The organism is Acidimicrobiales bacterium (assembly GCA_041394265.1).
Classification (GTDB): Bacteria; Actinomycetota; Acidimicrobiia; order Acidimicrobiales; family SZUA-35; genus JBBQUN01.
The window spans coordinates 3578209-3604001 of record JAWKIO010000005.1; the positions used below are offsets into that span (position 1 = coordinate 3578209).

Below are 25793 nucleotides of genomic sequence, written 5' to 3' on the forward strand. Positions count from 1 at the left end.
CTGATTGTCCACATCCGCCTGGTGGGCAGCCAGTTCGGTCTGGCCGATCTCCACCAGCACCTCCGCTGACTCGCCCGAGGTTTGACAACCGACGGTGCCCAGCGCTCCGGCGATCACAGCCATCCAGTTTCCGATCGGGGCTCTGAGCATCGAATCCAGTATTCACTCGTTTGAGGCCGATAGCGGCGATCGGGTGCCTTCGTTGTCGCTCGTCTGCCTCGTACGGCGGCGTGATGCCCCTTCCGATTCACATCGGCGTCATATCCCGAGTAGGGAAGGTCGAGATGTCAGTTCGGACCAGCGGAGCGCCACCAGCCCGGCGATATCGGTGGCATCATCCCACCACCAGGCCTCGACGGGTGACCCCGGACCGGCGATATGGGGCGGTATCCGGCCGTTCCGGTCGTGAGTGGTAGGGGGCAGTCGTGTTTGCCCGGAGCCGGGCTGTTGCTGAGCGGTCCCTCAGGGTTCTGGCGTCGTCGCCGATACTTGTTCAATGGACTCTCAGTTGGTTGCGGATGCGTCGGCCTTGCGTGGAGTGGCTGATCGGGCCCAGCTTGGTCTGACGGATAGGGAGTCGCTGGTCGAATCGTTGTTGCTTGCTGCCGTGGCCGGCGAGCACGTTTTGGTTGTTGGACCTCCCGGGACTGCGAAGTCCGAAGCTGTGCGTCGAGTCGCCAACGAGCTGGGAGGCTCGTATTTCGAGTATCTACTTGGACGGTTCACTGAGCCAAACGAGGTTTTTGGCCCGGTTGATCTCCAGCGCCTCAGGAATGGCGTTGTCGAGATCGCTACGACGGGCATGCTCCCCGAGGCCGAGGTTGCCTTTCTCGATGAGGTGTTTCTTGGATCAACTGCGATCTTGAACACGTTGCTGGGTGTGTTGAACGAGCGGGTGTTCCGGCGTGGAGCCACTGTGCGGCATGTCCCGTTGCGCCTTTGTGTTGGTGCCACGAACGCGCTGCCTGAGGACAGCTCCTTGGCAGCGTTCGCTGATCGTTTCTTGGTGCACGTGTTCGTCGATTCGATCTCGGACTCGAGTCTGGAGACGATGCTTGAGGCTGGCTGGACCGGAACCGAGCGTCAGTCGTCTGTGCCGGTGGGTATCGATGTTCTTGACCGTCTCGCGTGGGCGCGGGCGCAGTGTGATCTCGGCGAGGTCCGGCCGTTGGTTGGATCCGCGATCCGTCGGATGCGGTCGGCTGGCATTGTGTTGTCTGATCGGCGGGCGGTGCGAGCACAGGGGCTGGTCGCAGCTGCGTCGGTGCTGGATGGGCGTATGGCTGCGACTGAGGCCGATCTCTGGCCACTTCCACTTGTCGCCCCCTCGGCTGAGGCTCAGCCGATCGCTCGCGAGGTATTGAGCGATTTGCTGCAGTCGTCGCAGAATCGGTCGCTGCCATATGCGGCTGAGGAACTGTCCGCAGGCCCTCTGACCCGCGCTCGGCGCCTCGTGGAGGCGGCCGACAGGCTGCTTGCTGTGTCTGCCTCGGCGGGTGATGGTGATCACCGATTGAAGGTCGAGGCGGTGTTGAGAGAGATCGATGCGGGTTTCTCCACCGAGGCCATGCCGAATGACCTGCGACTGGCACGAGACAGTCTGATCGAACGGGTGTAGCGAGCGGCGCATGATCACGGTTGGATGGGGACCACGCGAACCGCCGCTTGGGGTGGTCGGGATCATGGTCGAGGGTGCTTCGAGGGCTCTCTATGCCGCGCTGCTCGCGGATCGTGTGGACGCCTTCGAGGATCTACGAGTCGTGGTTGGCGAGCGGTATCTCATCGCCCTGAGCGACAGTGACGCTCTGCCGTGGTTCGAGGGTGCGATCTGGCTCGGCATGGACGACGGCCTTCTCTGCCCGACCACTCTTGCCCCGGATCTTCCAGCCCGCCTTGTTCGACGTGCAGTGTGTCGCGGGCAGAAGTCGGCCGCTGTGGTCGTGGCGACGCCATCGATGGCAGCGTTGGCGTCACCACCGGCTCGGTCGCCCTCGGCTGCGATGCTGCGTGGCCTCGAGTCGCCTAGCCAAGGACTCGTGGAGTGACCGCGCATGGGTTGTCGTCGTGGGAGGCCTCGTTGGGGTTCCTGGCGGACGACGTAGCGGTGGGTGTCGAGCGGATGGCGAAGCGACTCGACCTCGCAATGGGAGATCCGTCGGCCACTGGCGGCGTCGCTGAACCGGACGGCTTCGCGGGGCTTGACCGGCGCGGGCCGTTCGATCGGCTGCTGTTGAGCGACTGGGCGCTGTCAGAGTTCGAGCCCGACGAGTTCCTGCGTCGCATCGCGATGGCGGAGTTGTCGTATCTTCGTGTCGAACAGCGCCGACCGCGCCCGCCGGGGCGGATCTCGATCTTGATGGACTGCGGACCGGACCAGATCGGGGCTCCTCGCCTCGTGCAGCTCGCTGGTCTGGCGGTGCTAGCCCGTCGCGCTCGGGTGCATGACGTCGAGCTCGTGGTCGGTATCGCTGGTGACGAGCCCGGCGCATGGCTCAATGGCGAGCTTCCTGAGCTGTTCAGCGCCTGGTTGCGGGCTCGGCGGCCTACGACGGTGTCGGCCGAGACTGTGGACGCCTGGAACGAAACGCTCGATCGAGAATCGTCTGTTTCTTGGTTGTTCGGAGCGCCACAGCTTCACGACAGTGTGATCCCTGATCGATGGCGGCGTCTATGGGCAACCGAATCCTGCTGGGGTCCTTCGGGGGCGACAGAGGTCTCGGCTGTTGTCGACGGACGCAGCGTCAACTTGGAACTGCCCGACTCGTCAACCAGCATTCGGATGCTGCGGGGGCATGGAGTTCGACGAGACCTCAAGTTGCAGATCGCTGCAGCTGGTAGTCCTGTTCGTTTCCCCAGGTTTCCTGGTTCGCCTCGACGGCTGTTGTGCCGGGGCGACGGCGCCGATGAGCTCGTGGTCGTCGGGGTGCCCCAATCGCCGGGCGAGTCTGGCGCCCGGCCTCGGGCCAGACAGTTCCCCGGACCGGTGCTTGCTGCCTCAGTCGTTGGAGCCCGTACGGTCGCGCTTGTTGCGATGGAGGGCGGGGTGAGGGTCGTTGTCGTGGGGAAGCGGCTCGGCGCAGTCGACTTGATCGATATCTCGCTCAGCGATCTTGGGCTTGACCACGCATCGGTTGCTGGTCTGGTGGGAGGCGATCTCCTTCCCCTCTATTTCCTGTCCGGCTCGATCGTTGTCGGCTTCGCCGATCAGTGGTGGCGCATCGACGCCCCGTCGTCGGTACGTCGGATCTTCCCTGCGGCTATCGGTGCGAGTGTCACGGCCGACCAGCCGTGGGTGGTATGGAGCAACACCGGACAACTTTGGTTCGGTGGCGTTGCCATCGGGTTACCGCAACAGGGCCGCGGAGTCATGGTCGGCAACCATGCCCACCTCGGTGTCGAGGTCGGACCTGGCCACTGGCGGATCTATCAGCGGGGGGCGACAAGCGAAATCAGGATCGACGACGAGGCAACAGGCCTCGGCCTGGTTCATCTCGATGGACTACCGACGCTGCTCGTGCAATCGCCTGGCGGTCGGCTACTGCGGCTCGAGAACACTGCAGGGGCGTCGAAGACGTTGACGAAGTTCTCCGGTGACCTCGCCGACGTGGCGGTCCATCCCACCGAACCGTTGCTCGCGATGCAACGGGACAACGGGGCAATCGACGTCGCCGACCTCGCAACCGGCGAAGTGCTGCTACATCTCGGGACCAACCGCCGATGAGACCGATCGATCTCGTCCACCATGGCCGCCACCGCGCTTCCGGTGTCATCATCGACCCACACATGGTGGGTGTCGACACCGCCCGCCGACGTGTCCTCGACCACTGGACCAATGGGGCTTCGCTCCGGCTTCTGCCAGACGAATCGTGGCTCTTCCTCTTCTCACACGAACGCGAGGTGAGCGCTGAGAACAGTCCAGGGACCATGGTGATCGCAGCAGGTGACGGGCTCACCGCGGCTCCAGGACGCACTGTCGGAGAAGGCACGCTCGTTCGGTGGGTGCACGGCACTGAGCAGTTGGTCGCCATCGATCAATTACCGACTCTGGATCCGTCGGACTGGATCGCCCTGCCGCACGAAATCGTGCGACTCGACCCACTGGAGGCTCCGCTCGCCCACAGCACCGTTGCAGAGTTCGATCCACCTCCACCTACTCCCGATTTTCGAGTGGCGGCAAAGGTCAAGCGGCTATCGCGTTCAGCGTCCAGGTTCCGCAGCGAGCTCAACCAGCAGGCGGCACGAAACTCGGCGTCGCGGACGCTGCGAACAAACAGACAGGCAGGATCAGCATCGGCGGCGAGACGTGGTGGCGGGGGACTGGCCAAACTCGTGCTTCGCACACCGATGCGGCATGAAGTCGGGCGCCGCCACGCCCGCTATCTCAACGACCTCAGCAAGCAGTTCAGAACCGGTAACTTCGATCGGGCGCTGCGCGAGGCCGTACCGATCGGTGGTCTCGGAGCAGGCGCGTGGACCCTCCGGCTACCCACGCGACGCGATCAGCTGCAAATCTCGACCAACGGTCCGGGCCAGGGCCGTGCCATCCCCTTCGGCCACACCGTGAGCCAGCACCTCACCGAGCTGTACCAGCAGGCAGCCAAGGAGCTCGAGAGCAGCGGCCGAATCGATGAAGCGGCATTCGTGCTGGCCGAACTCCTCAACAATCCAAGCCTTTGCATCGCCCTACTCGAGCGGCACAAGCGCTACCCACTAGCAGCAACTCTCGCCGAGAACCGCAACCTCGCGCCGCTCCTCCGAGCCCGACTGTGGTGGCTCGCGGGAGACCACGAACGGGCCATCAGAACCGCCCGACAACACAACATCTTCTCAGCCGTCATCACCCAGCTCGACCAAACAGATCCGGCCGCCGCCCGCGACCTCCGACTGGCGTGGGTCGATCAACTCGAACGAAGCGGCGACCTCGTCGGAGCAGTCGTTGCCGGCTGGCCCGACACAACAATTCGTCCACTCCTGGTCAACCTGATCGACCGCGGCGTCGCCCACGGCGGTACGCAGGCTGTCGCACTCCGCGTCTACCAGACAGCGCTCCACCCGAGCCAGGAGCATCGGAACTCGCTCTTCTCACTGATCGAGGACCGGACAACGAGCACGGCCACCATGCGCACACTCGCGATTTCCATGGCCGATGCGCGACCTGACGACCCGATCGCCGACCGAGAAATCGCCAGCCGAATGACCCGGGCCATGGCGCGCATCCCCCAACCACAGACAGATCGACAGCTCTCAACCGCAGTTCGATCACTACGGCAACGCTCCGACCCGCTACTCGTGGCAGACCTCCCGCAACCCATCGCGAGAACCCACACGCCGGTGACCGTTCACATCAACGCCCACCTGCCCGGAAACACCGAGATCCACGACGCAGTACCCCTCGGCGACGGGACGACACTCCTCGCACTTGGAGAACTCGGCTGTCGTCTACTCACCGACGACGGACGCACAAAAGCACAATGGAGCGTTCCATGCCACCGGCTCGTTCCCGCCGACCACTCCGGCACTGCCCTTCTGCTCACCGCAAGGGGCACCAGCCACGAGGTCCACGTTCTCGAGCTTTCAACCCGGCGACATCACTACTACGGCAACGTCGCCGCCAGCCTCTTCGCAACGAGCTTCGACGGGCTCTCGTGGCCGATTGTCGACCACAGGGGCATCGCCTACCTCGACATGCTGGAACAAGTCCCAACCGTTTCATGGAGGGAACTGGAGCGGGAATGGATCTGCCACCAGCTCGCCCGATCCAGTAGCTCACTCGCAGCGATCATCACAGTCCGAGGCGGCGCATCAGTCACACCAGGCGTTGAGGTGTGGCGTTGGGACATGCCCGACCGAAGACTCAAAACCCGGCACCGCATCACGCCCATCGATCAGACAACGTCGCTCCACCTGCTCACCGATGCCACATCACTGTGGGAGCGCCACGACGCCCGGCTACCAGCGGCAACGATCTCCGGAAGCGAAGCCAACCGACTCGCGACCGACACCACCATCGCCCCGACAGAGGAAATCGCAACCAGTGGCGTCCACCTCGCAAGACGTGCGCCCGACGGCCGGCTCATCATCTCCGAAGGCCTCAACGGCAACCCCATCATCGAGGCCCAAGAAATCGATGACGGTTGGGGGTTCCGCGTTCACGGCAACCTCGCAGCGATCTGGGACCACACCGGGCGCTATTTCGTGGTCGACCTCGAAATCGGATACGTGCAAGTGACCGGCAGGGCCGCCCTCTGAGGCTCGAATCTCACGGGAACAGGTGCCATGGCCACCCACTGCTCCGACACTGCAAGTGATGGTGGATCCCCTGACCGGCGATCGAGGGCGATTCTGCGGCGCGGCGAACTTGAGCGTTTGGGGACGGTCAGTGGCCTCGAGCGTTCGATCACGCGGGAGTGTGATCGTCGGAATCTCGATCGGGTTCGCGTCGCTGAAGCGGCCAACCGATGGCTGCGATCACGACAAAGCTTGCGGCGCCGACCGGCAGAGCGAAGTGACAGATCACGTCGTTCCTTCCGGGGTCTGGGCACATGACCGGTGCAAGCGACACGTTGAGCGCAGCCCAAAGAGCGATTCCGAGCGCCGCCAACTTGAGACCCGACACCGTCGACCGGTGCCGTCGAGGAGAAGTGGCCAGCCACGTGAAGATCGCAGCGGCGCCGATCAGACCGAAGAGCGGTTCAAGGACCGGGATGCAGGCATCGACGGTGTGATACCGACACGCAACGGTGGCAGTCTGTAGCGCGGCGAGGAGACCGAACGTGACCGCCAGCACGAGAGCGGCAAGCATCGACCACGCACACAACGCTGGAGCTGTTCGGTGGGGGTGATCCGTAGGCATGGTCATGATCGACACTCCTCAGCGGGCAGGGGTGATGGAGATGCCCTTCGCTGTTCGAGTATCGATGAAGACCGATCTGATGGTGATGGTCGCTTGCCCCTAATCGGCGCTGGGTGCGTTGGCCGTCCGGTCCAATATCCCGCCGACCGGCGTGTCGTGCGCCAGTTGGAAGGGACCAGTTTGGGGGGTCTGCGCCAGTTGGTAGGGACCAGGCTTGCGCCAGCTGCAAGGGACCATTCGTGAGGGTCCCGGGGGGTCGGTGTCGTTGACGCTGTGATTGCCGCCGTTGCGTCGACTGACCCGAAAGGCGGTGTGCATGGCGTTCCGGGAGGTTCCGGTGTTCGAAGTCAGAGAGATCCTCAGGTTGTGGCTGATGGGCCACGGGCTGCGGCGGATCGCGTCGCTGGTGCGATGCGACCGAAAGACCGTGACCAAGGTGGTCGATATCGCGAAAGGTTTGGGCCTATCGGCCGGTGATAGCTCGAGCGTGTTGACCGACGGGTTCGTTGGGGAGTTGATGGCTCAGTTGGCGCCGAAACGTCCGGATCGTCACGGCGAATCGTGGGCGCTGCTGCTCGAGCACCGGTCGAAGGTGGAGGCGTGGGTGGCCGCCGGGGATGTGCCGGCAGTGAAAATGGTCGAACTGCTCGCGAGGCAGGGTGTGTTCGTCCCGGAACGGACGTTGAACCGGTTCCTCGCCGCCGAATGGCCGCCGGTGAAGGCGTCGACGGTGCGGTTGGCTGACGGGGAGCCGGGGGCGGAGTTGCAGGTCGATTTCGGCGAACTCGGCCGCATGTTCGACGAGGAGACCGGGAAGAAGCGGCGAGTGTGGGCGCTGGTGTTCACACCGGTGTTCTCCCGCTACAGCTTCGTCTGGTTGTCGCACGACCAGACGATGGCCACGGTGATCGACGGGTTCGAAGCAGCCTGGGAGTTCTACGGCGGTGTGTTCCGCGTCGTGATCCCGGACAACATGGCCACGATCGTCACCAAGGCTGACGCTCTGGACCCGGTGTTGAATCAGGGGTTTGTCGAGTACGCGCAGGCCCGAGGGTTCGTGATCGACCCGGCCCGGGTACGTTCCCCGCAGGACAAGGCGAGGGTGGAGCGGGCGGTCCAGTTCGTGCAGACCTCGTTCTGGGCCGGCGAAAACTTCGGCTGCATGGCCGAGGCCCAGGCAGCGGTCGAGGTGTGGTGTCGTGGCCGTGCCGGCATGCGGACACACCGCAGCATGCAGGCCCAGCCGGCGGTCGTGTTCGCTGATCACGAAGCCGGCGTGCTGCTGCCGGCCCCGGCCGAACCCTATGATCTGCCGATCTATCGGCGGGCGAAAGTTCACCGGGATCATCACATCGAAATCGCGAAAGCCCTGTATTCGGTGCCCGGCGACCGTCCCGGCTGCTACGTCGATGTGACCGCCACGAGGGTGCTGGTCAAGATCTTCGACCGTGGTCAGCTGGTCAAGGTCCATCCCCGGCCGAAGGCAGGCGGCCGGATCACCGACCCCGCCGATCTCCCATCGGAGAAAACCGACTACGCGATGCGTGACATCGATTCCCAACGCCGTCGAGCGTTCCGCCACGGCGACCATATTGGCGCCTTCGTCGACCTCGTCCTCGACGGGCCGTTGCCGTGGACCCGGATGCGTCACGTCTACCGATTGTTCGCAACGATCGAACGCTACGGACCCGATGTCGTCGAGGCTGCTTGCCAGCGGGCTGTCGACGCCGAATGCGGGAACGTGAACATCGTGGTCCGCATGGTCGAACGGGCCCTCGAAGCCCAAGCCGCCGAGGCGGAGCCGGTGCCCGACAATGTGATCACTGGACGGTTCGCCCGGAACCCGGAACACTTCGCTGCCGGGAAGACGGTGACACCATGACCCCGCCCATCGACGTCACCCCAGAGTTGGCTGCCACTTTGAAACGGCTGAAACTCGGGCAGGTCCTCGACACCCTCCCCGAACGGCTCGCCCTCGCCCGCAGCTCGAAAGCGTCACATGCGGAGTTCCTCCAACTCCTCCTCGGCGACGAAGTCACCCGCCGTGACACCACCTCGGCTGCCCGTAAAGCCAAAGCCGCCGGCCTCGACCCGGCAATGCTCCTCGGCAACTGGGACCCGACAGCAGCGGTCACCTACGACCGCAGCATCCTTGACGAGTTGGCCTCGATCCGTTTCGTCGACAACCACCACAACGCCCTGATCCTCGGACCGGTCGGGGTCGGCAAAACATTCCTCGCCACCGCGCTGGGCCACACCGCCATACGGCGAGGGCGGACCGTGTGGTTCGAACGCTCCGACCGACTGTTCAAACGGCTCCGGATCGCCCGGCTCGACAACAGTCTCGACACCGAGATCCGAAGGCTGCTCCGCATCGACCTGCTCATCATCGACGACTTCGCCCTCCACACCCTGGACCCGCAAGCAACCAACGATTTCTACGAACTCGTCGTCGAACGCCACCGCAAAACCTCGACCGTGATCACCTCGAACCGGGACCCATCGGAATGGCTCGGCCTGATGGCCGATCAACTCCTCGCCCAATCCGCGATCGACCGATACACCTCCGCCGCCTACGAACTCGTCATCGAAGGCGAGTCCTACCGAGACCGACAAAAACCACAGGTCCAACCGACCGGCTGACCGCGAGCCGACCGAACCAATCCTTGACCCCGAACACCGGGCCGACCATGATCAGCGCACCGACCCACCACCCTCACAAAGTGGTCCCATGTAGCTGGCGCAACCCCGGTCCCTTGCAGCTGGCGGACGACACCGGCGATCGGGGGCAGTGTTCGGGTGCCAGACCGTGAGTGGTAGGAGACACCCGCAGCTGGTGGTGCGCAGCCTTCCCTGGCCGTTCAGGCACCTGCAATGATTGAGAAGGTGAAGTACGTGACCGACATCGAACGGTTCCGGCTTGGGGACTACCCGATGGTGTGCATACGGTCTGGCCTCCCAGCCACCAAGATGGTGTCAGTCCAAGCTCGTCGAACAACCATATGGCCATGGTTCCTGCTTCCCGTGAGCCTGATCTGGTTCGTCGTCGCGAAATGGTCTGCCGATACAGACCACCCCTGGGGGAAGCTGCCGTTCGCCGAAGGACATGTCAACGGTGTCAAGGCGAAATACGACAAGTCGATCGGTGTGATCATCGACGGCGTTCACCCGGACTTCGTTGATGCCACTCGTATGGCGCAAGGAAAGGCGGCGCTATCACGCAGCTCGTTCACGACGCCCTCTGCAGGGGCTAGTCCTGTGAGTTGGCCCAGCGACGATCGGCTCCATTCTGGCGAGATGAGCGGCTCGCTCGATGAGCGAGCAGTGCCGAACAGGCTTTCGACAGTGCGCCGGACGATGGTCCGGGTGCTCGTTCTCGTCGCTCTTTTGGTCACCGTTGCTGTCGGGCTGCTCGCTACCTGGTCGCTCTTCGCCGCAATCGTCGGGCTGCCGCTCGTCGCGTTCGGGTCTTACGCGTTCTTGGGTGTGGCGAGGAATCCAGTCCCTCCGGTGGGAGCATTTCGTAGCGCATTGGGGTGCGGGGTGCTGCTGTTGTTCTTGGGCGTGCTCACTGCGCTGGCCTCGGCAGGTGCGCAGCAGGTGCCGATCGTTTGGATGGCAGCTGGGTTGATGGGGACCGGCGTCGCGCTGCTTGCGGGCATGGTGGTCCTTCGATTGCCGACCGTCTCGGAGCAGCGAGGGTGACTCTGAGCATGAACACCGATGCGGACGCCCTGCAATATACGTACCTTCACCTCTCGGTGACGGGCTCTCAGAGCATCGCAGTCGACGCGTTCTCGGATGCCTCAATCGCCGTCCCACGGCCGGCGATCAGGGACGCTCTTCGGTGATCGGGAGTGAGTGGTAGGGGATGGCGCCTGGTTGGTGGATCGGGATCGGCTGCGGGGACTGGTCGACGTTGGGCCGACTTGGTGGTCGTGGTCGTTGCTCTGATCGCTGGGTCGGGTTAGTTGCGGGCGGTGGAGAGGGTCCATACCTCTGCCGGTTCGGCGACTGGTGGAACGGGTCCTGACTTGGTGGTGGCGAGGACTGGCGTGATGGTCACGTAGCCGTCGCTGGTCGCTGTCGGCACACCTCCGGCGCGGCCCGTCGGGTGCTCAAGCCATTCCACGGGCCCGCCGTCTGCGCTGATCCAGCTGACCCCCTCATACCCGTCGTCGGTTTCGATGTAGGCGGTGACGACGAAACCGTCGGGGCCGACGGCGAGTCCCGGCCGCATCCACGGGCGGTTCTCGGTTGAATCGATCGGTCGTTCGTCCCATGCAATGCCGTCGCTGCTTTCCCACACCACAAGCTGATACGAGCCGGCGAGTTGGTCAGTGGTGGCGCCCTCGCCCTGACGGCTACCGAGGCCGATCATCCCGTTGGGACCGGTCTGGACATCGGTGAGTTCGCCGAACGGGTGATCTGACGGCCGATGGTCGATGGTGCCGGAGCGCCAAGTGTTGCCGTTGTCGTCGGAGTACCAGAGTCCGGGTCGCGGGTCGGGGCTCCCGGCGGAGCCGACAGCGACGATGCGTTCCCTTGTACCGGTATCGGTGGTTGTCATCGAGCTCACCACCGCATCGTCAGGCAGCCCATCGGATTGGACAGAATGCCAGCCGACACCGTCGACCGAGCGCCACAGTTGCGGGCCAGCGGGATCGGTCGCTTCTTCTGAGATCGCCAAGAACCCGTTGTCGGTCCCGATGATCGATCTCACTGACCGGCCAGCCGAATTATCGGGCATGCGCCCGGTCGTCCAGTTGATTCCATCGGTGGTCGACCACGCGGCGGCGGTGATCGACGTCGACGCCGGATCTCGGTACGTGTAGCCGCCGATGACGACGGTTCCGTCGTGTTCGGCGATTGTCCACAGTCCAGCAGCCGGCGGCCGTGTATAGCCGTCGGGTCGGGTCTCGACGTCGCCCCAAAGATGGTCTGGGTCAGTGACCCGGGTCCAGGTGTGACCGTCGTCGGACCGCCACACGACCCCGGTGCTCGCTTGGTCGCGTTGTTCGGTACCGATCGCGAGATAGCCGAGAGCGGTCGACCTGACGGTGGTGACGAAGGTCCTGTTCTGCTTGATGGGTTGGACCAGTACGTCCGGTGTGGCCGAGGGGGCGGGGTCGAACGCGTCTCCTTGGTCGATCTGCACCCATATGTCCGCAGCCGCCGGGTCCGCCGATCCGACCGCAGCAGTTTCTGGGGACGTGCTGCGTTGAACGACGGCCACGACGCCAACGAGGATCAACATCACGGCGGCGGCGTACACCCAGCCGGGATTGCGCGCCTGGGTGACCTTCCGAGCGGGCGCCGAACCAAGATCGTGCACGGTTGAAATCTCGAGGTCATCTAGCGTCAACCCGTCGGTGTCCACTGGTCCGAAATCGATGAGATCAGCGACCGAATGCATGCGGTGCTGGAGCTCGTTGAGCGTGATCGGGTCGCTGTTGTAGTACTCGCGGAGTTGTTGCTCGAGGGTCATGTGTCTGCTCCCAGATGGCGGCGAAGGTTGGTGAGACCGCGTTCGTGATGGTTTTGCAGCGACGTGCGGGCAATACCGAGCAAGTCCGCTGCCTCTGCGTGGGTGAGACCGAATCCGGTGACAAGGACGACAGCCTGGCGCTGGCGGGCGGTGAGCGAGTCGAGCGCGCCGGCCAAGCCCGGCTCGAACCTGTCCGGGGTCGATGGCTGCGTCGCCCAACCCGTGGCACGCATTGATCGTCGCCGTTGGCGAACGGCCCACCGCTCACCAACTCGATAGAGATAACCGGCAGGGTTGTCGAGTTCTGCGACCCGGTCCCACCATTGCCAGCCGTACATGAGCGCCTCGGCGGCTGCTTCGCGGCCCAGATCGTTCCCGAACCCGGCCGCAAGAGCGCGACGGAGCAGCGGCTCTTGGACTGCGAAGAACTCCTCGAAACTTCGCTGCCCGCTCGAGGTGTCGAGTCCAGCACCGTCGGGGCGATCAGCGGTCATGTTGGCAACGTCGAACACTGTGACACAGCGGCCTCCCAGCGACTACGACAAGTCAGACACCCATCAAGGCAGCCAGCCGCCGACTTGCACCACATCACCCCGACGAAATCGGCAACCACACGACAAGGCAGCATCGCCAGCGAATGTCGATCAGGGACCGTCCGGTGTGGCCCTGACGCTCGGACGTCGGCAACGTTCGGAGCCACTCTCGAGCTCGGGTCACACCTCATCGAGTTGGCCTTGCCAGGAACTGGCCGTTGCTGGCCAGCTCAGAAGAAACGGAATGCCTCGAGCATCTGTGCATCGAGGTGAGGGACCGGGCGATAGGCCGCGCGATTGATGACTGGTTGCTCGGCCTCGACCAGCTCGCTCGACACGCTGTCGACCAACGCCTCGAAACGGTGATCACCCAACACACTCAACGCCACCGCGCCGTAGGCAAGACCACTGGCCTCGTCGACCAGCTCGATCTGCATTCGAGGGGCAAGATCGTCACTCAGGTCATCACCGGCGACAACGAGTAGAGGTCCTGGGCTCCGGGTGTGAACGCTGCCGCAATCCGCTGGGCTCCCATCGCGTCACAGTACCGGCGATCGGGGATGGTTCTCGGAACCTGAGTGGTGAGCGTTTTGGGGACACCCACTGCGCTCATCGATGAACGAGCGGCATCGGGGACGGGTCGGGCACGGCTCGTCCGCCGGTGTGGGCGTCATGGTGGTTTGACCGTTCGGGTGACAGGTGCGATGGTCCCCAGCCACACAACAATGTTGAAGGGGCGCGGATGTTGCACAAGATGTTGACAAAGCTGTTGCCGGCGGTCTGTTTGTCGGTCACGGTGTGGGCCGTTGGTGTGGCCCCAGTGGCCGCGTCCGATGTCGATCTGGGGCAACCAGCGTCGATGGCCGAACTGGTCGCCTCCCCGGAGTACCGCAACGAGCACGCTGGTGTGCTTCGCCTCTACCTCGCGTTCCTCGACCGTCAACCGGATGTCGCCGGTGCGGTCTACTGGATCGACCAATACGAAGACGGACGCACCGAAGACGATCTCGCCTGGGGGTTCGCGCAATCAGCAGAATTCGCCAACCTCTACGGCACCAACCTGGACAATGCAGGTTTCTTGAGTGTCGTGTACACCAACATCTTGGGTCGCAGCCCCGACCAGGCCGGGTTCGACTACTGGCTCGGCCAGATGAACAACGGTCTGGCCAAACATCAGGTGGTCCGCTGGATCGTCGCCAACGACGAGTTCATCCGGCGGGCACCGTTCACCCGCACCAGCCCTGATCTGTCCGTCGTTCTGGTCGCACCTGGCGATGTCGACCCGACACTCGACGCCTACACGATCGACGGGCCGATGTACTCGGTCAACGACGTTCCCGCTCGAACCCTTTGCGAACAACCACTGGTCCTGCCCGAGAACGCCAGCGGCACGTTCTACATCCAAGACGTCCCGGTGGCCGCTATGACCAAGTTCACCATCTCCAGCGACGTGTACGGCTTCTCCGACCCGATCCGGTCCTCGGCGATGATCGCCGAGATCAAACGATCATTCCAGGAAGAGTGCGCAGACTTCGTCGACAACTACGGAGGAACCGACACCTACCGGAACGTGACCGTCCCGGCGTGGTGCTCCACCTGTGTGACATGGGAAATGACCAACCTGTCACCCAATTTCGGGGGCAGAGTGTTCTACACCCGGGCGGCAGCGATCGCGGTCGGTTACTCGATCAGCATCGTGGAGGTCAGCGGCTGGGTCCTGCCCAACGAGGCTGACCTCAGAGTGCTGGCCGATCGAGTACGCAGCCGACTCGAAGCTGTCGTGGTCTCGCCTCCCGCCGCTGCCGCCACATTCGAGCGCGTCAATACAGTCGGGTTTGGTTGCTCGGTCTTCACTGGTGACGCGGGCTGGTCCGCTCGGTTGCGAGTGCGAGCGCTGCCGGGACCGATCATTTCGTCCGACACGACGCTGCGTATGTCGAGTGCGCCGCTACCCGACGGCTACACCCAGGTAGGCCTCTCCTTCCGTTTTCTACCCAACTCGACGTCGAGCCAGGAGGTGATACTGAGATCCGGGCCGTTGACCATCGTCATTCCCGCCGGCCTTTACACCCGGCCCACCTGTCAAGCCGGCTAGCAAACCCGCGCATCAGGTTGACTGCACGATCAACCAACGCCGCCGAGCTTCGACCGCCGAGCCACCCGGCCCGCGGTCGGCGGTCGAAAGATGGTGGGTGGGCCGACGCTATCGAGCGGTAGCGGGCACGTCCGGGTGGATCACCTCCAGCCCACCTACTTGGCTGTGATTCCTGATTCTGACCCGGCCTCGTTGATCGCCTCCTGTTTGCACCTCGTTCTTCATTGCCGGTGTTTGGTGCCGATGCGAGTCGGATGATCACCGGTGAAGTTGGCGAAGCGGTCGGAATGGCGAGAGTCTCAGAAAATTCATCGGAGCGGCGTCGCGGTCGTTCGCGAACCGGGGCTGTGTTGGCGACCGTGGCGGCATTGACCGTCTCGGCGTCGTGCGGCGCCGACGAGACTGCTGCGTCGCCCGTGAGCGCCAAGTTGGGCACGTCGATGCTGGAGCTCATCGAGTTCGATGGCTCGTTCGCCGACATCACCTTCACCGACATCGCCATGGCAGCAGAACGTGAAGGCATCGAACGACCGTCAACTGGCCAGCCAATCGAGCCATTCGCAGAAGAGTTGACAGCTCGTGGCGCCGTGATCAGCTATGGATTGTTGTGGGCCTTCGTCGATGACCCAGCTGGCTGGACGCCGGTGCTCGGTATCGAACCGGCGCAAGTCGCAGAGAGCATGAGCATTGTCACCGGGCCGCTCAACGCCCACTTTCTGTTGCCGTTCGAATCGATCGCGCTGGACGACATGATGGAGTCCCGTCGGGTGGTGTAGCAGTGCCGTGCGATTCTGTTGGTCAAGTTCTTGGGGCTGCGGGCAATGACGTTAGCGGTTCTCCTTCGTGGTCGACGAGTGGTTCGAGACTTCCGGCGGCGATGTAGCGCCGGTCCGAGGAGATCATTTCGTCGTTGATCTCGACCAGCAACGCCCCGACGAGGCGGATCACCGACTCGGTGTTGGGGAAGATCTGCACGACATCGGTGCGTCGTTTCAGTTCACGGTTCAATCGTTCGATCGGGTTGTTCGACCAGATCTTGGACCAATGCGCCGGCGGGAACCCGGTGTAGGCCAACAGATCGGTCTCCATGCCCTCCAGCTTCGTCGCGACCTCGGGCGACACACCGGCGAGCTGGGTGACGACGTTACGCAACTGGGTGCGGGCCGACCCGGCGTCGGGCTGGGCGAAGATCGTGCGGATCAACGCAGCGATCATCAGGCGGTGCTGATGCTTGGCGACCGACAACAGGTTCCTCATCGCGTGGACTCTGCAGCGCTGCCAGCCGGCGCCCTGGAACACCCGCCGGATCGCTGCTTTCAGCCCGGCGTGGGCGTCGGAGATGACGAGGCGGACACCAGTGAGGTTGCGTTCTTTCAAACTCCGGAGGAACTCGGTCCAGAACGTTTCGTTCTCTGAGTCCCCGACATCGACGCCGAGTACTTCGCGGTAGCCATCGGCTCGGAGACCCGTGGCGATCACGACCGCTTTGGAAGTGACCTGGCCTGCTTCGCGGACATGGACGTAGGTGGCATCCAACCAGACATAGACGAAGCGTTGATGCCCCAGATCACGGTTGCGGAGCACTGCGACATCGGCGTCGATGTTCTTGCAGATCCTGCTGACGCTGCTCTTGGAGATGCCGGTGTCGCAGCCCAACGCCTTGACCAGGTCGTCGACCTTCCGGGTGCTGGTGCCGGTGATGTAGGCGGTCATGATCACCGCCCACAAGGCTTTGTCGATCCGGCGGCGGGGCTCGAGGAGCTCGGGGAAGAACGATCCCTGCCGGAGTTTCGGGATCCCCAGCTCGAGGTCGCCGGCGGGGGTCGATACCAGTTTCGGGCGGTGCCCGTTGCGCAGGTTGGTGCGGGCCAGGGTCCGTTCACCAGGTTCGGCGCCGATCCTCGCAGTGAGTTCGGCTTCGATGAGTTCTTGGAGGGCGTCGGTCAGAATCTCGGCGAGAGATCCGGCAAGGCCGGTCCCGGTGAGACGCGTCTCGAAAGCGGATAGGGCAGACTCGTATTCGGTCATCGTGCGATTCCTTCTCAGTTCGTTTAGTCACTTCTGAGAATCGCACGGTGGCCACCACTCCGGAGGGAATACCCCTCCGATGGTCAGGCCGATCTACACCACGAGACGGGACTCACCCGACGACATCGAGGCATCAGCCCTACAGGATCCGGTGTGGAGCCCGGACCTGATGCGTGTCGAGACCGAGTCGGGTGACTACCTCGATTGGGCTGCCGACGACAACAGGTCTGACATGGACAAAGCTGGAGGAATACGGCCGCTGGGGCGTGGAGGCCAAGTTGGTGTAGCTGGCGGGACGGTCGTGTGGTCATCCATCCATGAGTACGTCGAGCAGGCATTGGCTGCCCAGGCTGGTGCAGTCGAGCGACTGGCGGGCTCCGATCTGGTCGTCGAATTGCTGGCTGGCTTCGACGGGCCGCCTCCACAGGCGTTCCACCTTCGGCTCGATCCTGCCATCGACAAGGTCTCGATCGTGATGAATGTTCCAGGAGACATCGGCTACGAAGCCGTGCTGCTCGTCTTGGACCCTGAGATCGACGGCATCCCTCAGCTCTCGCCCACGTTGGCTGGCAGTGTGGTCGACCGTGTGGGGTCAGTGATCCGGGTCCGCTTGAATGGCACTGGGGGCTATCACGCGATGGTCGAGTGCCTCTACGCCGAAACCTGCATGTCCAGCTGAATTCATTCGCCGAATCGCCAACCTGTTGTTGTCGCGAAGCCGGCGGTATGGGGCATTCTTCGGCGCTCGGAGAGCGAGCGGTATGGGTCACTCGTGCCAGTCTTTGCCACCGTCGGCTTGAGCCAAATCGTCAACTGGAACCACGACACGACTGGGAGCGTCCATACAACATGATCCGCAACCAACGTGAACGCCAACTCTCGGGCAACCGCCGACTTCTCGCGATGCTCGCAACGGGCATGTTCTTCACCGGCTGCGGCTCGTCGTCATCATCGGCCGACAATCCCGAGCCCGAAGCAGCAGTAGAACAAGCCATATCCGCCGACGCCGATCCGACGACCACAACGGTCCAGGTCAGCGATAGCGAGCCGGCGGCGCACTGGCTGGTCGGGCCTGAGTACCGGGCCGAGTCGATCACCATCGACGGCGAAGAGGTCCCTGTCGACGTCGTGTTCCAATCGTTCGCCGAGAACTCGGTTTCGATCATCGATCGCGGCAACTGCGCGGGCGGCGGCTCCTTCGACTACCAGCTGGATGACGGTCGACTGACGCAGGTGAGCGGCGGCCTCACCGAGGGCATGGGGTGCGATGCGACCGAGCCTGACCGGCAGGTCGGCGAAGCACTCGACGAGCTGCTGTTCGGCGAACCGCACGTCATGGTCGGAGCGGACTCGGTCGAGCTCGTCGGGAAACATGCCCGTCTGCTCGTCACGACCGATGATCCCGCTGGCAATGTGCCAGTGGTCCCGAACGGTGTCCGCTTCAATGGCGAGTCATCCACGATCGACGGTGTCGACGCTTCCACCGTGTCTCTGATCAGTCCGGCCTTCTTCATCCTCACTGTCGAACTCGAGACCTGTGTGGTGCACACCCAGGTCGGTGGGCTGCAAACCGTTGAGCCTCGCAACACGATCGTTGGTGTCCCGGTCGAGGAGTGTCCGAACCCCAGCCCGAGCGATACGGCGATGCTCGAGCTGTTGGTGTCGGAACCGGTCATGACGCTCGACGATGAGCTGCTGACCGTGACCGGTCCGAGGGGAAGCATCACGCTTCGACCCAGATGAAGTCCTCGAACAGAGATCACCGATCTGTTCGATGCATCCTCAGACCGGCGGTATGGGGCACTATTCGGCGCTCGGAGAGCGAGTGGTATGGGGCACCGCACCGTGGGGAGGTTCCACACAAACCAGGCCAGTTCAACGCAACGACCTCGAAGCCATGAACGCTTTGGCGGCCGAGTCCAACAGGGTGCTGGACATATAGCTGACGGTGTCGGCGGGCCACCACCGCCCTCGTGGGACATGAGCCTGTAGGGCCGCGGGCTGCGCCAGGGCCGCTATGGAAGCCACCTACGACTCCAATTCGTTGACCTCTTGAAAAAGCTTCCCGGCGCGAGCTGTAGCCGCCTCCCACCATGCCCAATGCTCGGGGTGTTCTTCTGCCATCCGAGGGTCGAACCCGAAGTCGGTCTGACGTCGTTCGACAAACTCCCTCGCCGTGGAGCTTGACCCGGCGACATTGTTGGTGATCGCAAGCGGGTTCGCACGAGGCCATGCAGCGAGGAGGAGGTCGAACGAGTCCGCACCGGAAACCAAGTGGTAGCTGGACCCGGTTGGCACGAGGCCCGGTCCTCCGGGAACGAACGTCAGGTAGCCGTGGTCGAGGTAGTAGATCCAGGATTCGAAGATTTCGGAGAGGGAACCGGCCGCATAGCAGTTGTGCTCGTGGTCAAGGGCGTTCAGCCGGTACACCTCGCCTCGATGCTTTTCGTCGAGTGCGAGTGCGAGGTGTGTGACACCTGGATAGGAGAACACGATCGCAGTGGAACGCGGTTCGAAGGGGCCACCCTCGAGTGGGGCGGCATCGCGGATCTGCATCTCCAAAGTGTTGCTTGGCAATGGCCAGTGAAAGTGGTTGAGGGGATATCCTGCGCAGCCGTTGTGACGCTCAGCCAGAATGATCAGCTCATTGGTGAGGGGTTCGCCGAAGAGGCGTTCGGCGAGCCTGATGCTCTGGGCTGTTGCCGGTGGGTTCGGCTGGAGGAGCCCAGGGGCCGCTTCTTCGATCTTGGCTTCCAGCTCGTCGATGAGTTCAACAAATGTCACTGCGGCAGGCACTTCATCAATGTAGGACTCACATTGGGAAGTGATTCCCCGCTCGACTCGAGCGCTTCGCCGCGGGCGACTGACTAGAGGGGGACCGATGGACCTCGCGTTGCGTGAGTACGGGGACAGGTCCTTTCGCACCCAGCTTTGAGGACTGCCCTGGCTTGGTAGGTGGCGCGGTCCCGCCGGGTCAGATCGTCAGCGCAGCGAGGTTGTCCAGGCTCTCGGTGAGCTTGTCGACCCCGAACGGCGGGAACTGGAAGCGCTCACGTGCCTCGTTCGTTGCGTTCGACCAGTCATAGGTGAGGGTGACCTCGGTCTGGCCGTCGACCTCTGCAAGGTCGTAGCGCCAGGTCCAGCGGCCGGACTCGCGTTGGCCGTCGTCGACGTAGAAGCCGGGCTCCCACTCGATCACGGTAGGCGGCTCGAAGGCGACCACCCGATTGGCGATCTCATAGTCGCCGTCGGGGTGCTGCGGATGGAACATCGCCATGTCGAACACCTCACCCTCGGCGGTGATCGTGACGCCCTCGCGACGTGGGCCCCGAACCCATCCGGTCCCGTCGATCGCAGCGTGGTTGGCTGGATCGGCCAGCAAGGCGAACACGGTGCAGGGCGGCGCGTCGATGCGGCGCTGGGCGGTCAGGTTCTCGTCAGTCACGATTGCTCCAATGCTCTTCGATCACCAGTAGGGACGTCGCCGAGTTCAGAAAATCATCGATCACAGCACCAACGTGGACGAATGTATGATTCCGAGAGCCGGCGGTCGGGGATGGTTCTGCGGCGCTGTGACCTGGGGCGTTTTGGGGAAGCACCGATTGGTGGTGCGGATTGAGTTGCTTGCAGTCACGCTCTGGGGCAGAACTCGAGTGATGCCAGTTCCAGATTCATCGACCGACCAAGGTCCACGATGACTCTGCTCCGAGAAAGTGAGAGGGTTCCATGTGGCCGATCGTGGCCGATAGACGTGGACCTCTGCTTACCTCTGCCGAGATCCCGACGTGAAGGATGCTGCGGATGGGAACCAAAGTGACCCACTGAGCCTTCCTGCTCCTTCGATCACCCAGGTCGGATCATGGAGCCCGAACCGTGCGATTCCGTATGCGGATGCGGCAAGTATGGCGAAGACTGCGTTCTGGGTGATCGTCATCGGCGACCGCAGCGTCGACGCTTGCCGGATCTCGAAGGAGTGAAGAAATTGAAATCTTGCCCGACCTTCGTCCGGCCCATGCCGGTGACTGGTTTTGACAGCCTTGCGCCTTTCGACCCCGAGCAACAGCGAGGAGCTTCGATCGCCCTGAACTGCCCGAACGCAAACCCAAACCAAGTTCGACTAGTCAAGTCCTGGTTTGATCGACACCTCCCGCCGAGCGGTGTCACAGCGCGAATCCTCGACGAGCGTAAGACGATCAAAGACCGAGACCTCGTCGTGGGCGCTCTCGATGCGTTGGACGGGAAACCATTGAAACGAAAGAACGCGCTCGGGGCTGTCGAATTCAGATGGGGCGGACAAGAAAAGGGGCCGAACTACGGGCTGATGGGCGTCAGATACGTCAACGGCCGACTCCAGGTTGATGGCTTCTGCAACGGCTGGGACGCCAACGTTTACAGTGAACTCGTTGCCTCGTTCCGAGATATCGGCCTCGGAATCGACGACATGGACCACGGATTGCCAGGAGGTTGGGCGCGCATCGACTATGCCGCGGGCTTCGATTGGCAACGCGAGATCTCCCGCGTGCACCAGGTATCTCCATTCCTTCCGGCCTACTCCGAAGAGATCTGGCTCGATTCGATCTTCGCTGACGAACTCTGCGACTCCGACGCCGACATCCACCACGACGAGAGGTTGATCCGGGTGACCGGGGACCGCGCGTCGGTTCGGCGAGCGCTCTTCTGCATCAACGGGCTGCTCGCCCAGACTGACCAGTTCTCCCACGTCAGCCGCACGTCGGCTGGTGACCACCACCTTGGTCCGTGGTACGAAGGCCCAGCCGTAGGGCTCCGCTTTCCCGGAGTGACACTCCGCGAAGCGTTTGCCGCCCGGGACAACGGGGCGCCCCGTACCCAGCGGAGCGTCACCGTCGCTGCCACGTTCTCGGCCGAATGTTTCCGGGACGGCACCACCACACCAGACGACCCGGCCTTCATTGCCGAAACCGAACGTTTCCTGTCACTGGCGATGCTCTCGTTGCGGCGCTGCCTGGCCGCCACCTGGCCGGTTGAAGTCGACCCCGAAAGCGACTTCGTGACGCTCGACTGCCAGCTCACTCACACACAGGTGACGGTCACGCTCACCGGCGAACTCAACGACGCTCAAACCGCAATCCTCGAGAAGTTCGCCGAAATGTCTCTCCTTCCTGACGGTCCGCCCTACTGGACCCACCCAACCGGGATACGTCGCCTCGAGTGACTCGAAGCGCCGACGCCGAACGTGCGGTGACCCGTCCTTGGTCATCGACGTGATCGGTCCTGCGCATCTCCTGCAAGGACGAGCACCCCACCAGAAGCGTTGCACCCGATCCACGAAAATTGGGCACCACTAGCGCCACCACCGAATTGGTCAGCTACTCGGCACCCATCAAGTTCGAGCCGTCGATGATTGACCTTGAGCCGGCGATCGGGGATGCTCGTCGGTGATCGGAGCGTGATTGGTATGAGACACCTGGATGGGGCCGGTTGCTCAAGCTTGGCGAGCTGATGCACCTCTTGCTTGGCGAACCCAACGACGGGGACCGCTTGTTGGGGTCGATCAGAACTGGATGCAGTCCTCGTCGGGTCGGCAGTACCGCGTCGGCCGCAATGATGGATCCACATTGCTGAGTGGCGTCTCTGACACCGCGGGACCGACAATCTCGATGGTCGTCTCTCGAACACGGTTGGTGACGTCACCGTCGTTGACACAGGTGAGTCGAAGGTCGTACTCGCCCGGTTCGACGTCAACCGGGATACGCATCACCAGATCACGCGTGTCGCCGGTGTCTTCGACGGGATCGAATGGCCGTCCGAACTGGTAGCTGAAGTCACGGCTATTGACGTGCAAGCTCGGGGTCGGGCACCACGTCGCCCGGACCCGAATATCGGCCCCCGGTGCGACACTCGACTCGCCGACGATCCACGCCTGATTGTCCACATCCGCCTCATGGGCAGCCAGCTCGGTCTGGCCGATCTCCACCAGTACCTCTGCGGACTGTCCCGAGGTTTGACAACTGACGGTGCCCAGCGCTCCGGCGATCACCGCCATCCAGTTTCCGATCGGGGCTCTGAGCATCGATCCCAGTATTCACTCGTTTGAGGCCGATGGCGGCGATCGGGCGCCTTCGTTGCCGCTCGTCTGCCTCGTACAGCGGCGTGTCGCCCTTCCGATTCACATCGGCGTCATATCCCGAGTAGGGAAGTCGAGATGTCAGTTCGGACCACCGGAGCGACACCAGCCCGGCGATATCGGTGGCATCATCCCACCACCAGGCCTCGACGGGCGTCCCCGGACCGGCGTTTGGGGGCGAGTTCTTGGCTGAGATCGGCCGGAAATATGGGACACCCCACCGCTCGCGTATGTGCCGTGATGCGTGGATCAGTCCGGATTTCCGTCGTCGCCTTTGGGAGCGTCCAACATCGTGTCGACGAGCGGCGATCCTGGTAGCGATGGCTCACCTCGGTTGTTGAACGCAACAGGGACGACATCCGGCATCTGGAGTGCACTCCAGGCGTCGAGAGCGTCCTCCGTGCTGAGCAACCCGATCTGGATCAGCGTTGCCGTCAAGACTCTTCCACCTGTGCACACGACGATGTCTCCTGCCGGCTCGGTGGCAGCAAGCTCCTCGACTTCGGTGAGGAACCGGTCGACTGTCGTCTCCGCACTCTCCCAGCCAACTGCAGGAGCCTGACCAGGCACTTCGAGAAATCGGCGAACAACGTGCTCGAACTCCGAGTCAGGGACCCAGCCCCCGCTTGTGCTCTCTCGGAGGCCAGCACTGACGCCTAGCCCGATCGCAAGTTGATCGGCGAGTGGCCGGACTGACTCAACCATCTTTGGCTCATCACCAGCCGCAACAACAGCGGTCCCTGAGAAGAGCGACGATCGAGCGAGTCGACCAGCGTCCTTCGCTCCTCGTGGTGTCAGTCCCCAGGTTGACGGGTCTCGTGTCGCGTCGACCGCAGACTGGCAGTGTCGGATGAGGAAGAGGCGCCGGTCCTTGATCACCAGGCGAGACTAGCCCGGATCTTGCATAGCGATCGGTGAGCGGGTTCGCGAAAAGCCCTCCGACCTGGAACGATGAGTGTTGCGAAGCAAACATCGGATTCCAGGAAACGGAGGGCTCTCATGAGCCAAGGTAGCAGCCTTGTTCGACCACGCAAGGTGACCGGTGACGGGACGGGACTGGCCACCCACGCCGGTCTGGAATGGTTGGCCGAGACCGCCGATCTGACCGGGATGACCGCCGGGTTCTCCGAGGCGATGCGTGGCCTCGGGGGTCGTCGTCATGACCCGGGCCGGACTCTGACACAGGTGGTGTTGGCGTTGGCCGACGGAGCGACCTGTCTCGCTGATCTGGCGGTGTTACGGAACCAGCCGGCCATGTTCGGCCCGGTCGCGTCGGACCCGACCGTGTGGCGAACCTTCGATCGGGTCGGTCCGGCCGAGTTCCGCCGTCTCGACATCGCCCGTCGTGACGCCCGGGCTCGGGCATGGGCCGCCGGAGCGGGACCCGCCGGTGACGTGATCATCGATATCGACGGGACCCTGATCACCACCAAGACCGACAAGCAAGACGCAGCACCCAACTACAAACGAACCTACGGGCATCACCCGTTGCTGGCGATGATCGCCGAGACCGGCGAAATGCTGTGCGGGATCATGCGGCCCGGCAACGCGGGCGCGAACAACGCAGCCGACCACATCACCGTCCTGGACGCCGCGGTCGCTCAACTCCCCGACGCCTGGGCGGCCGGGCATGGCCTCGGCGATGATCCAACCCTCATCCAGCATCGGTTGGTGATCCGTGCCGATGCTGGCGGGGCGAACCATTGGCTCACCGAAGAAGCACGGCTACGTAACGCCGAGTTCTCCATCGGCTACTCGATCGATCAACGCGTACGCGACGCCATCATGTTGTGCCAAGACGACGCCTGGGTCCCGGCGATCAACACCGATGGCCGACCCCGGGCCGGGGCCGAGGTGATCGAACTCACCGGCCTGGTGAACCTCGATGCCTGGCCGGAACGGACACGGTTGATCGTTCGTCGTGAACGCCCCCATCCGGGCGCACAGCTCACCTTGTTCGACACGATCGAGGGCCGCCGCCATACCGCGTTCATCACCGACACCGCAGGCGGCGACATTGCCGGACTCGAGCTACGGCAACGGCAGCGTGCCCGGGCCGAGAACGTGATCCGCGATACCAAAGCCTGCGGACTGGCGAACCTGCCGTTCGACTGCATCGTCAGCAACGATCTGTGGATGCAGTTGTGTTTCGCCGCGAACGATCTGTTGTGTTGGGCACGGCGGATCGGCTGCGCCGGGACCGCCATGGCGAAGGCGGCACCGAAAACGGTACGGCACCGGTTCCTCACCGTCGCTGGCCGGGTCACCCCGACCGGGCGTGTTCTTCATCTCGATCAGCACTGGCCATGGACCACCCAACTCTTGGCCGCCATCGGGCGGATCCGCACCGCCTTCGCATCACTCACCGTGACCACACGGATCTCAACACCAACAGCCGTATGAAAGATCCGGGCTAGACGCTGACAAACCGGCAATCTGCACCCATCCACCCGTCCGAGAATGTGCGTCATCCTCCCGGCGATAGGGGACGTTGTTTGCTGCTCGAGCAGTGAGTGGTAGGGGGGCAGTTGCGGGTTGCTGGTGCCGTACAGGCCAGGCTCGGGGAGCCTGGGAACGACAGTCGGTCGATCGACTCCTCGTACGATTGGCGACCGGGGTCACGGTCGGCGAGCAAAACAGCCGGTGGGTATTCGACACGCTCCGGAGTCGTGCGTTCGGTGTCGCCGAGC

22 protein-coding genes are annotated in these 25793 nt (G+C 63.4%); 13 read left to right on the forward strand and 9 right to left on the reverse strand.

The window, feature by feature from the left end:
- Positions 1 to 496: 496 nt before the first annotated feature.
- From R2733_17425 to R2733_17440, 4 genes are all read left to right on the forward strand, one after another.
- Positions 497 to 1618 (forward strand): AAA family ATPase, encoded by a 1122-nt coding sequence (locus R2733_17425; protein ID MEZ5378288.1) that lies wholly within the window; start codon positions 497 to 499, stop codon positions 1616 to 1618.
- 10 nt (positions 1619 to 1628) lie between these two features.
- Positions 1629 to 2045 carry a hypothetical protein gene (locus R2733_17430; protein ID MEZ5378289.1) on the forward strand — a complete coding sequence of 139 codons (417 nt, stop codon included), beginning with the start codon at positions 1629 to 1631 and terminating at the stop codon, positions 2043 to 2045.
- Positions 2046 to 3058: 1013 nt separating this feature from the next.
- The gene (locus tag R2733_17435) at positions 3059 to 3721 is read left to right on the forward strand and encodes a hypothetical protein (GenBank protein ID MEZ5378290.1); all 663 of its coding nucleotides are present in this window, start codon (positions 3059 to 3061) and stop codon (positions 3719 to 3721) included.
- 623 nt (positions 3722 to 4344) lie between these two features.
- Positions 4345 to 6249: a hypothetical protein gene (locus R2733_17440; protein ID MEZ5378291.1), complete on the forward strand. Its 1905-nt coding sequence runs from the start codon at positions 4345 to 4347 to the stop codon at positions 6247 to 6249.
- Positions 6250 to 6397: 148 nt separating this feature from the next.
- Here R2733_17440 and R2733_17445 read toward each other — a convergent pair whose 3' ends face one another.
- Positions 6398 to 6859, reverse strand: a complete 462-nt coding sequence (locus R2733_17445) for a hypothetical protein (protein ID MEZ5378292.1) — start codon at positions 6857 to 6859, stop codon at positions 6398 to 6400.
- A gap of 367 nt (positions 6860 to 7226) precedes the next feature.
- Here R2733_17445 and istA point away from each other — a divergent pair, with 367 nt between their 5' ends.
- From istA to R2733_17460, 3 genes are all read left to right on the forward strand, one after another.
- Positions 7227 to 8735, forward strand: a complete 1509-nt coding sequence (gene istA / locus R2733_17450; GenBank protein MEZ5378293.1) for an IS21 family transposase — start codon at positions 7227 to 7229, stop codon at positions 8733 to 8735.
- Positions 8732 to 9496 (forward strand): IS21-like element helper ATPase IstB, encoded by a 765-nt coding sequence (gene istB, locus R2733_17455; GenBank protein MEZ5378294.1) that lies wholly within the window; start codon positions 8732 to 8734, stop codon positions 9494 to 9496. Before istA ends, istB begins: the two co-directional genes overlap by 4 nt.
- A gap of 252 nt (positions 9497 to 9748) precedes the next feature.
- On the forward strand, positions 9749 to 10558 hold the full coding sequence (locus R2733_17460) for a hypothetical protein (protein MEZ5378295.1): 810 nt from the start codon (positions 9749 to 9751) through the stop codon (positions 10556 to 10558).
- Positions 10559 to 10820: 262 nt separating this feature from the next.
- Here R2733_17460 and R2733_17465 read toward each other — a convergent pair whose 3' ends face one another.
- From R2733_17465 to R2733_17475, 3 genes are all read right to left on the reverse strand, one after another.
- Positions 10821 to 12341: a sialidase family protein gene (locus tag R2733_17465; GenBank protein ID MEZ5378296.1), complete on the reverse strand. Its 1521-nt coding sequence runs from the start codon at positions 12339 to 12341 to the stop codon at positions 10821 to 10823.
- Positions 12338 to 12835, reverse strand: coding sequence for a sigma factor-like helix-turn-helix DNA-binding protein (locus R2733_17470; protein ID MEZ5378297.1), 498 nt, complete (start codon positions 12833 to 12835; stop codon positions 12338 to 12340). The genes R2733_17465 and R2733_17470 overlap by 4 nt, the downstream gene beginning before the upstream one ends.
- Positions 12836 to 13104: 269 nt before the next feature.
- Positions 13105 to 13311, reverse strand: a complete 207-nt coding sequence (locus R2733_17475; protein ID MEZ5378298.1) for a hypothetical protein — start codon at positions 13309 to 13311, stop codon at positions 13105 to 13107.
- 305 nt (positions 13312 to 13616) lie between these two features.
- Here R2733_17475 and R2733_17480 point away from each other — a divergent pair, with 305 nt between their 5' ends.
- Both R2733_17480 and R2733_17485 read left to right on the forward strand, forming a co-directional pair.
- Complete coding sequence (locus R2733_17480) at positions 13617 to 14969, forward strand: DUF4214 domain-containing protein (GenBank protein MEZ5378299.1); 1353 nt, start codon at positions 13617 to 13619, stop codon at positions 14967 to 14969.
- Between the two features lie 368 nt (positions 14970 to 15337).
- Positions 15338 to 15745, forward strand: coding sequence for a hypothetical protein (locus R2733_17485; GenBank protein ID MEZ5378300.1), 408 nt, complete (start codon positions 15338 to 15340; stop codon positions 15743 to 15745).
- A gap of 22 nt (positions 15746 to 15767) precedes the next feature.
- Here R2733_17485 and R2733_17490 read toward each other — a convergent pair whose 3' ends face one another.
- Positions 15768 to 16997: an IS256 family transposase gene (locus R2733_17490; GenBank protein ID MEZ5378301.1), complete on the reverse strand. Its 1230-nt coding sequence runs from the start codon at positions 16995 to 16997 to the stop codon at positions 15768 to 15770.
- 301 nt (positions 16998 to 17298) lie between these two features.
- On the opposite strand from R2733_17490, the gene R2733_17495 reads away from it, so the two are divergent.
- Together R2733_17495 and R2733_17500 are read left to right on the forward strand one after the other, a co-directional pair.
- Positions 17299 to 17676, forward strand: a complete 378-nt coding sequence (locus R2733_17495; protein MEZ5378302.1) for a hypothetical protein — start codon at positions 17299 to 17301, stop codon at positions 17674 to 17676.
- A 170-nt stretch (positions 17677 to 17846) separates the two neighbouring features.
- A complete protein-coding gene (locus R2733_17500) occupies positions 17847 to 18740 on the forward strand; it encodes a hypothetical protein (GenBank protein ID MEZ5378303.1) in 894 nt (297 codons plus the stop codon).
- Positions 18741 to 19025: 285 nt separating this feature from the next.
- Here the strand turns inward: R2733_17500 and R2733_17505 are convergent, their stop codons facing one another.
- Together R2733_17505 and R2733_17510 are read right to left on the reverse strand one after the other, a co-directional pair.
- Complete coding sequence (locus R2733_17505; GenBank protein MEZ5378304.1) at positions 19026 to 19922, reverse strand: hypothetical protein; 897 nt, start codon at positions 19920 to 19922, stop codon at positions 19026 to 19028.
- 49 nt (positions 19923 to 19971) lie between these two features.
- Complete coding sequence (locus R2733_17510; GenBank protein ID MEZ5378305.1) at positions 19972 to 20442, reverse strand: SRPBCC family protein; 471 nt, start codon at positions 20440 to 20442, stop codon at positions 19972 to 19974.
- 510 nt (positions 20443 to 20952) lie between these two features.
- On the opposite strand from R2733_17510, the gene R2733_17515 reads away from it, so the two are divergent.
- On the forward strand, positions 20953 to 22191 hold the full coding sequence (locus tag R2733_17515) for a hypothetical protein (GenBank protein ID MEZ5378306.1): 1239 nt from the start codon (positions 20953 to 20955) through the stop codon (positions 22189 to 22191).
- A 339-nt stretch (positions 22192 to 22530) separates the two neighbouring features.
- Here the strand turns inward: R2733_17515 and R2733_17520 are convergent, their stop codons facing one another.
- Positions 22531 to 23049, reverse strand: coding sequence for a hypothetical protein (locus R2733_17520; GenBank protein ID MEZ5378307.1), 519 nt, complete (start codon positions 23047 to 23049; stop codon positions 22531 to 22533).
- 303 nt (positions 23050 to 23352) lie between these two features.
- Positions 23353 to 23982 (reverse strand): histidine phosphatase family protein, encoded by a 630-nt coding sequence (locus R2733_17525; protein MEZ5378308.1) that lies wholly within the window; start codon positions 23980 to 23982, stop codon positions 23353 to 23355.
- 120 nt (positions 23983 to 24102) lie between these two features.
- Between R2733_17525 and R2733_17530 the strand changes: the two genes are divergently transcribed.
- Positions 24103 to 25506, forward strand: a complete 1404-nt coding sequence (locus tag R2733_17530; protein ID MEZ5378309.1) for an IS1380 family transposase — start codon at positions 24103 to 24105, stop codon at positions 25504 to 25506.
- The last annotated feature ends 287 nt before the right edge of the window (positions 25507 to 25793 follow it).

Excerpts from the sequence above, each read along its gene's own strand:
- R2733_17425 (MEZ5378288.1), top strand. The coding sequence starts at position 497 with ATGGACTCTCAGTTGGTTGCGGATGCGTCGGCCTTGCGTGGAGTGGCT.
- R2733_17430 (MEZ5378289.1), top strand. The coding sequence starts at position 1,629 with ATGATCACGGTTGGATGGGGACCACGCGAACCGCCGCTTGGGGTGGTC.
- R2733_17440 (MEZ5378291.1), top strand. The coding sequence starts at position 4,345 with ATGCGGCATGAAGTCGGGCGCCGCCACGCCCGCTATCTCAACGACCTC.
- R2733_17445 (MEZ5378292.1), bottom strand. The coding sequence starts at position 6,859 with ATGACCATGCCTACGGATCACCCCCACCGAACAGCTCCAGCGTTGTGT.
- istA (MEZ5378293.1), top strand. The coding sequence starts at position 7,227 with ATGGGCCACGGGCTGCGGCGGATCGCGTCGCTGGTGCGATGCGACCGA.
- istB (MEZ5378294.1), top strand. The coding sequence starts at position 8,732 with ATGACCCCGCCCATCGACGTCACCCCAGAGTTGGCTGCCACTTTGAAA.
- R2733_17465 (MEZ5378296.1), bottom strand. The coding sequence starts at position 12,341 with ATGACCCTCGAGCAACAACTCCGCGAGTACTACAACAGCGACCCGATC.
- R2733_17470 (MEZ5378297.1), bottom strand. The coding sequence starts at position 12,835 with ATGACCGCTGATCGCCCCGACGGTGCTGGACTCGACACCTCGAGCGGG.
- R2733_17475 (MEZ5378298.1), bottom strand. The coding sequence starts at position 13,311 with ATGCAGATCGAGCTGGTCGACGAGGCCAGTGGTCTTGCCTACGGCGCG.
- R2733_17480 (MEZ5378299.1), top strand. The coding sequence starts at position 13,617 with ATGTTGCACAAGATGTTGACAAAGCTGTTGCCGGCGGTCTGTTTGTCG.
- R2733_17490 (MEZ5378301.1), bottom strand. The coding sequence starts at position 16,997 with ATGACCGAATACGAGTCTGCCCTATCCGCTTTCGAGACGCGTCTCACC.
- R2733_17500 (MEZ5378303.1), top strand. The coding sequence starts at position 17,847 with ATGATCCGCAACCAACGTGAACGCCAACTCTCGGGCAACCGCCGACTT.
- R2733_17520 (MEZ5378307.1), bottom strand. The coding sequence starts at position 23,049 with ATGCTCAGAGCCCCGATCGGAAACTGGATGGCGGTGATCGCCGGAGCG.
- R2733_17530 (MEZ5378309.1), top strand. The coding sequence starts at position 24,103 with ATGAGCCAAGGTAGCAGCCTTGTTCGACCACGCAAGGTGACCGGTGAC.